The sequence below is a fragment of the Phocaeicola sp. genome, from assembly GCF_057861905.1.
In genome coordinates, this window is sequence record NZ_DBMACV010000111.1 from 1 (window position 1) to 349 (window position 349).

General features: G+C 26.6%; 1 pseudogene. It reads right to left on the minus strand.

Annotation, left to right across the window (positions count from 1 at the left end):
- Window positions 1-260: pseudogene (locus ACZM60_RS14145) on the minus strand (PIN domain-containing protein); the annotation flags it as partial.
- Window positions 261-349: the final 89 nt, after the last annotated feature.

Consider the following 349-nt stretch of genomic DNA (forward strand, 5'->3'; position numbering starts at 1 on the left):
AATGCTATACTATCTTCTACAAATTTTAAATACTCTGAAGAAAATTGCCTAAGGTTTTCCGTAATACTTGATGCTTCTTTTACATTTCCAAGTAATAGGATCTTCCTCTCTACGTCGTCAAATTTTACATTTGTAGCCTCTTTTATATGTTTTAACCATTCATTTTTTGTAATAATTGGGAGTAATATTTTTACATATCCCTTACTTGCTAAATCAAATAATTTAGTGACACGTCCAGATTCCTTAAAATATGATTCCATCTTAAGAATAGAAGTATCAATAAAAATATAGAACGAATTATGGATAAACCTTTAGATTATATTTTGATTGATACTTCTATTCTTAATAT